Origin of the sequence: Flavobacterium movens (genome assembly GCF_039581425.1) — a bacterium.
In the GTDB taxonomy this organism is placed as follows: domain Bacteria; phylum Bacteroidota; class Bacteroidia; order Flavobacteriales; family Flavobacteriaceae; genus Flavobacterium; species Flavobacterium luteolum.
This window is the reverse complement of record NZ_JBCPXY010000019.1, coordinates 21,251-27,994: the sequence shown is the minus strand read 5'-3', so window position 1 is coordinate 27,994 and position 6,744 is coordinate 21,251. Positions and strand designations below refer to the sequence as shown.

The window sequence follows — 6,744 nt, the reverse complement described above, 5'->3', positions numbered from 1 at the left end:
GTGACCCGACTGGGGCTCGAACCCAGGACCCCATCATTAAAAGTGATGTGCTCTACCGACTGAGCTATCGAGTCATTTAATTTCTTGAATGCGGGTGCAAATATAAGGAGTTTTTTTTGAAGTTTCCAAGCTATTTTATCATAAATTTGTCTTTTTTTTGGAAAAATCTCCAATTGCTTAGTTTATAAGGTTTTATTAATATGAAAAAAATTGTACTGTTAGGTTACATGGGTTGCGGAAAGTCAACAATTGCCCAAAATTTGTCAAAAATTACAAATATTCCGTTCTTAGATTTGGATAAATGTATCGAGGAAAGAGCAAATTTATCCATAAATGAGATTTTTGAGAAGCACGGAGAAGTGTATTTTCGAAAATTAGAGCACGAAATGTTTGTAGAATTACTGCAATCTTCTGAAAATAATATTATCGGATTAGGCGGAGGAACTCCATGTTATGCCAATAATCATGAATTATTAAAAGGAGATGATGTTGTATCTATATATTTAAAAGCATCTATTGATACTTTGTATAATAGATTGGTGCATAATAAAAGCAAACGTCCTTTGATTGCTAATATGAATGAGGAGGAAATGAAAGAGTTTATCGCGAAACATTTATTCGACAGAAGTTATTATTACAATCAAGCAAAACATAAAGTTTCGGTAGATGATAAATCTGTCGAAGAAACGGTTCAGGATATTTTAGAAATCTTAGCTTAAAAAAGCATAATCGCCATTTTCTGAATTGAAAACTACTTGAACATGCTCTAATAAAGAAGTTGAAAGCGAAATTCCTTTAAAATCTGCCTTTACAGGATATTTTTTATGATTTCGATCAACAAGTACTGCTGTTTTGAATTTTTTAAGCGGAACGTCTAAGAAATGACGAACAGCATATATTAATGTAGTGCCCGAGTTTAAGACATCATCAACCAGAACAAGTCCTTTGTTTTTGTATTCTTCAGGAGTTAATGAAGTGTGTATCGCTTCTTGCGGATTTTGTTTGTTTATTTTGACTTCGCAGATAGAAACTTTTAAAGTAGAGATACTGCTAAGTGCTGAAGCTATTTTTTCGGCAAAAACAAATCCGTTAGAAGCAATTCCGGCAATAACAACTTCCTCTTCGTCTACAAAAGTCTCGTAAATTTGGTAAGCGATACGTTTTATTTTATGTTCGATTTCTTGATGGGTTAGAATAATATTGTTACTCATGGTGTATTTTTTTTGCTAAGATAATTAATTTAAAATCCAATCCCGAAACCTCAAAATAAATTCCAGATTCCAATTATTTAGGGGAATTTGTTTTTATTTTAACTGTTTTGAAATTTGATTACTTTTTTTTGGAATTTGGGATTTAAAAAATTGAAATTTAAAAAAAAGGAATTTATTCAGTTTCCTCTTCTTCGTCATCGTAAATTTCGTCTCCGTAATCATCAATGTCTCTTCGGTCTTTTTTAGTTGGACGTCCGGTACCGCTTCTTCTATAATGTTCTTTAGATAGTTTTAATAACTCTAAATGTGCATAAGCTTCTGGCGGAGTTTCATTTTTTCGGTAAATATCAACCAATTTTGCTCCAACACGGCTTTGCGGAATATCTAAAACTGTTATAATTTGTGTAATTTGATCTTTTCTAAAGGTAATTCGGTCCGTAGGAAAAACTTCTTTTGATGGTTTTGCAACCTGCCCATTTACAGTGATCTGATTCTTTTTGCAGGCTTCAGTAACCATGTTTCTGGTCTTGTAATAACGAACGCACCACAAGTATTTATCTATTCTCATAATTTTTCTAAAATCCAAGTTAAATTCTTTACAAAAATAAATCAATATTGTATCTTGCGCACCTAAAAAAATGATAATAATGAATAAATTTAAATATTATTTTGTTTTGTTACTCGCTGGTATTGCCATCGTTTCTTGTAATAAAAGCGATGATGATAAATCAGTAGTGGTTCCTGTAAGAGATTATGCAGAGCAGTATAAAGCAGATAATGATTCGATTGAAAAATATTTAAAGACAAATTATATTGTTGTAGATAAGACGACTTTTGATGTTAAAATAGAAAAAATTCCTGCAGGAGGAACTCAAGTTTCGATTTGGGATCAGCAAGAGTATCCTTTGAGAATTAGACCTGTTTCTAGTCGTGGTGTTGATTACAAAGTTTATTATCTAAGTTTTAGAGAAGGTGTTGGTGAGAGACCATGCAATTTCGATGAGATTACGGTTTCGTATACAGGAACACTTTTAGACGGTACTCAATTTGATAGTTCTTACGGATTAGAACGTGATTTTAACTTGGATATTTATGTCACAGGGCCTATTGTAGATGGCTGGCCAGAGATTATGCCACAATTTAGGGTAGGAACTCGTAACCCAGCTGGCGCTGATGGAAGTTTTACGTATGATGGCTATGGTGCCGGAGTAATGTTTTTGCCTTCAGGGTTAGGGTATTATGGGAATCCTCCAGCAGGTATTCCTGTTTATTCTCCTTTAGTATTTAGTTTTAAATTACTTGCTTTAAAACGATCTGATATTGAGTATAGTTCGTCTGCGCAAGCAAAAATAGGTGATGGTGTGCCAACTTATTTGGAAGATCTTAATGGTGATGGGTATCTTTATGATCCGAGAGATACTGCAAGATATCCTACTTTGACAGATGATAAAATAGAAGATACTGATAAAGACGGAATTCCGGACTTTTTGGATTTTGATGATGACGGAGATGGTTATACAACTCGATTTGAAATTACAAAGCCTACTGATCAGATAGGTTGGGGAACATTGGATGGGTCACCTTTTTATTTTGGGATAAGAAACTATTATCCTTGGGATCCAATGAACGATGATTCTGCTACGCCAAATGTTGATGAAACTGAACCGAGAGGAATTCCTAGTAGACCAAGCGGAGGTTTAACTGATCCTACAAAACCTGAATCAATAACAAATCCTGCTAAATTTGTTCCAGAAGATTATACGAAACCTGGAAGATTAAGAATTCATCTTGATAAAACCTATCCTTATCAAAAGAATTAAAAAATAATACAAAATAATTGAAGCCTCGGAATTTTAGATTCCGAGGCTTTTTTATGTAAAGGAAGATAATTTATCAAATTCCCAAGGAATATCTTAATTTACGAACTTGAGTTTTGAGTTGCTGATATGATTTGATTTGGGTTTATTAGTTGAAATAAGGTGTAAAAAAAAACCTCGGAATGCAAATTCCGAGGTTTTTTTATAAAGTAAGAAAGTTTAAAGATTACTTTCTTTTGATTACTCTTTCTACAGCTTCAACAATTGCTTGGTTGTTTAATTTGTATTTTTCCATTAATTGCTCTGGAGTTCCAGACTCTCCAAAACTATCTTTTACTGCCACAAATTCTTGTGGAGTTGGATTGTTTAATGCTAATACTCCAGAAACACTTTCTCCAAGACCTCCTAGGTAGTTGTGCTCTTCAGCAGTAACTACGCATCTTGTTTTAGCAACCGATTTAAGAATTGCTTCTTCGTCAAGAGGTTTAATAGTATGGATGTTGATTACTTCCGCAGAAATTCCTTTTTCTTCTAATTTTTCAGCTGCAATAAGAGCTTCCCAAACTAAGTGTCCTGTTGCGATAATAGTAACATCTGTTCCTTCGTTCAATAAAATTGCTTTTCCAATTACGAACGGCTCATCTGCAGGAGTAAAGTTAGCTACTACTGGGCGTCCGAAACGTAAGTAAGCAGGACCATGGTGGTCTGCTAATGCAATAGTTGCAGCCTTAGTCTGGTTGTAATCGCATGTGTTGATTACTGTCATTCCTGGCAACATTTTCATTAATCCGATATCTTCTAAGATTTGGTGAGTTGCTCCGTCTTCTCCTAAAGTTAAACCAGCGTGAGAAGCACAGATTTTTACGTTTTTATCTGAATAAGCAACAGATTGACGAATCTGATCGTAAACTCTTCCTGTAGAAAAGTTAGCGAAAGTTCCTGTAAAAGGGATTTTTCCTCCAATTGTTAAACCTGCCGCAATTCCAATCATGTTTGCTTCAGCGATTCCGATTTGGAAAAAACGCTCTGGGTGATTTTTCTTGAAATCATCAAATTTTAATGATCCAATTAAGTCAGCACATAATGCTACAACATTTTCGTTTTTTTGACCTAATTCAGTCATTCCCGCTCCAAAACCAGAACGAGTATCTTTACTTCCTGTATTTTCGTATTTTTTCATTTTATTTCTTTTGAGGTACTAAGCTTCTAAGTGACTAAGTTTTTAAGCTGAAAACTGTCTACTGAGACTGAGTACTTTTTAATAGTCTGCTAAAGTTGAAATGTTTTGAGCTAAAGCACTTGCTAATTGGTCATTGTTTGGTGCTTTACCGTGCCAAGCATGAGTGTGCATCATAAAATCTACACCATTACCCATTTCTGTGTGTAATAGAATGCAAACTGGTTTTCCTTTTCCTGTTCTTGATTTAGCATCAGTTAATCCAGCGATAATAGCATCGATATTGTTACCTTCTTTAATTTCTAAAACATCCCAGTCAAAAGCTTCAAATTTAGCACGGATACTTCCCATTGGCAAAACTTCATCTGTTGTCCCGTCAATTTGTTTTCCATTAAGGTCGATCGTTGCAATAATGTTGTCTACTTTTTTAGCAGAAGCATACATGATAGCTTCCCAGTTTTGACCTTCTTGTAACTCCCCATCTCCGTGTAAACTATATACGATGTGATTGTCTTTGTTTAATTTTTTAGCTTGAGCTGCTCCCAAAGCTACAGATAAACCTTGTCCTAATGAACCAGACGCAATGCGAACTCCAGGTAAACCTTCGTGAGTTGTTGGGTGTCCCTGTAAACGAGAATCTAATAATCTGAATGTAGCTAATTCTGAAACTGGAAAGTAACCACTGCGTGCTAGAACGCTATAAAAGACAGGAGAAATGTGTCCGTTTGAAAGGAAAAATAAATCTTCTCCAATTCCGTCCATATCAAAACCTTCTTTGCGGTCCATTATATTTTGATACAATGTTACCAAAAATTCAGTACAACCTAATGAACCACCTGGGTGTCCAGAGTTTACAGCATGTACCATTCTAAGAATATCTCTTCTTACTTGGATCGTTAAATCGCTTAATTGTTGTGTGTTAGGCTTCATTTTATATGTAAAAGTTAAACTGGAGCAAAAGTAATCGTTATTTTGCGGGGAGACAAATGATTTTTTGCTTTAGTTTTATAGCAATTGTTAAATTTTACTATTTTTTTTACATTATAAAGAAAAATATAACGGGTGTTTTGCTTTTTAATCTTGTATAAATGTGGTTTTTACAATTTATGTTAAAGCACAAAAAAAGTCTTGTGTAATACAAGACTTTAGATATGTGTTATATGATAAATAGTGGTTTTTATTCAGTATCGCCTTCGCTGTAATAATTATTTTCTTCATCTTCCGAGCCTATTTCTTCTTGTTGGTCGTCTAGTTCAGCGCCAGGAATATCCAAATCATTTCCAAGTTTGTCACTGTTTTGTTTCCATTCATTGCCATTCTGAGTAATGGTTTGGTCAGTCGAAATGCTTTCTGGATCCACATCTTCTGATTTATCTTCACGATTGTAAATGTCTTCATTTGCTGGATAATTTAGGTTTTCCAGATTTCTTTCGATCTCATTTTCTTTTGCTGTGTTTTTATCTTCTGAATTTATCATAATGCCAATCTTTAATATTGTTAAACAGATACTTTATCTATTATAAAGTTATGAAAACTATAGCTTTAATAATTATATTTTTAAAATCAGTATGTTATAATATTTGCATAAAATAAATTATCTCATTTTCTAATTTGATAAATTATCTAATAGAAGCAATCTCTCGCCAAGTGACTAATTGAATATTATTCTCTATTAGTTTTGCTTTACATTTTTCACTTGTGAAAAAATCGATATCTATTTGGCGCCATTCTGAACCAAAATTTGGATGATTTGTGGTAATACCTTGCATTTCAAAATCATCAAATGCAGGATGAAGAAGGAAAATATTTAATCCAGAAATGGCACTGTCTAACGCTTTTTCATAAGATTTTTGAAGTTCTCCTTTTTCAAAGTCATTATAATATCCAATTAAAAGTTTATCGGCCAAAAGTGTATCATCAAAATTATATTTTTCGTTAGATAAAGAGACAGATTCTACAAAGTCTTTATTGATGAAAACAGGTAAATTGTATGTTTTTCCTAACCCTTTATAGATTTCTAAAATTTCGGGAGTAACGCCAACACTGCACATATGTGAGTCGAGATGTGTCGGCTGAATGCCAAATTGCAGAGCTTTTTCGATTTGAGCGGTAAGTTCCTTTTTAATTTCAGATGGTTTTGCGTTGTTTTTGAAGTCTTGTCTGGTTTTATAAAAATAACCATTTTGGTCTACTAGACTCGAAACTTCGGAAAGGGGAAGAATCGGACCAAATTTATAATTCTCCCATTCGCAAGTTAGGGTTAAATGAATTCCGCAGTCATAATTCGGATTGTTTTTAGCAAAAGTTGCCATTTCAAAAAACCACGGACAAGGAACCATTATGCTGTAGGAATTGACAGATCCGTTTTGAAGTGTATTTATAGTTGCCTGATTTTCGGAATGTGATAATCCCGCATCGTCAGCGTGAATGATTAACAATTTGCTATTTTCAGGATATCCGAGTTTTTGCGCTAAGTTCATTTGTTTTTTTATTGTGAATATGCTGTGTGAGGGCTTCAACTTCCTGTAATCTGACAGCA

General features: G+C 33.9%; 8 protein-coding genes and 1 tRNA gene. 2 read left to right on the top strand and 7 right to left on the bottom strand.

Annotated elements, in window-relative coordinates:
- Position 1 precedes the first annotated feature (1 nt).
- Positions 2-74: transfer RNA gene (locus AAYQ05_RS21820), tRNA-Lys, on the bottom strand.
- Positions 75-200: 126 nt separating this feature from the next.
- On the opposite strand from AAYQ05_RS21820, the gene AAYQ05_RS21815 reads away from it, so the two are divergent.
- Positions 201-719 (top strand): shikimate kinase, encoded by a 519-nt coding sequence (locus AAYQ05_RS21815; protein ID WP_111380233.1) that lies wholly within the window; start codon positions 201-203, stop codon positions 717-719.
- Here the strand turns inward: AAYQ05_RS21815 and AAYQ05_RS21810 are convergent.
- Entirely contained in the window at positions 711-1,211 is a 501-nt protein-coding gene (locus AAYQ05_RS21810) for a phosphoribosyltransferase domain-containing protein (RefSeq protein WP_343545343.1), read from the bottom strand. The genes AAYQ05_RS21815 and AAYQ05_RS21810 overlap by 9 nt on opposite strands.
- A gap of 172 nt (positions 1,212-1,383) precedes the next feature.
- Entirely contained in the window at positions 1,384-1,779 is a 396-nt protein-coding gene (locus AAYQ05_RS21805; RefSeq protein WP_281633701.1) for an RNA-binding S4 domain-containing protein, read from the bottom strand.
- 79 nt (positions 1,780-1,858) lie between these two features.
- Here AAYQ05_RS21805 and bamM point away from each other — a divergent pair, with 79 nt between their 5' ends.
- Positions 1,859-3,031 (top strand): BamM family beta-barrel-assembly machinery protein, encoded by a 1,173-nt coding sequence (bamM, locus tag AAYQ05_RS21800; protein ID WP_343545342.1) that lies wholly within the window; start codon positions 1,859-1,861, stop codon positions 3,029-3,031.
- Between the two features lie 223 nt (positions 3,032-3,254).
- Here the strand turns inward: bamM and AAYQ05_RS21795 are convergent, their stop codons facing one another.
- The 4 genes from AAYQ05_RS21795 to AAYQ05_RS21780 all read right to left on the bottom strand — a co-directional run bounded on the left by AAYQ05_RS21795 (position 3,255) and on the right by AAYQ05_RS21780 (position 6,685).
- Positions 3,255-4,208 carry a transketolase family protein gene (locus tag AAYQ05_RS21795; protein ID WP_177212309.1) on the bottom strand — a complete coding sequence of 318 codons (954 nt, stop codon included), beginning with the start codon at positions 4,206-4,208 and terminating at the stop codon, positions 3,255-3,257.
- 78 nt (positions 4,209-4,286) lie between these two features.
- Positions 4,287-5,135, bottom strand: a complete 849-nt coding sequence (locus tag AAYQ05_RS21790; protein ID WP_281633697.1) for a transketolase — start codon at positions 5,133-5,135, stop codon at positions 4,287-4,289.
- A 247-nt stretch (positions 5,136-5,382) separates the two neighbouring features.
- Positions 5,383-5,682, bottom strand: coding sequence for a hypothetical protein (locus AAYQ05_RS21785; protein WP_343545341.1), 300 nt, complete (start codon positions 5,680-5,682; stop codon positions 5,383-5,385).
- 142 nt (positions 5,683-5,824) lie between these two features.
- Positions 5,825-6,685, bottom strand: a complete 861-nt coding sequence (locus AAYQ05_RS21780) for a polysaccharide deacetylase family protein (protein ID WP_343545340.1) — start codon at positions 6,683-6,685, stop codon at positions 5,825-5,827.
- Positions 6,686-6,744: the final 59 nt, after the last annotated feature.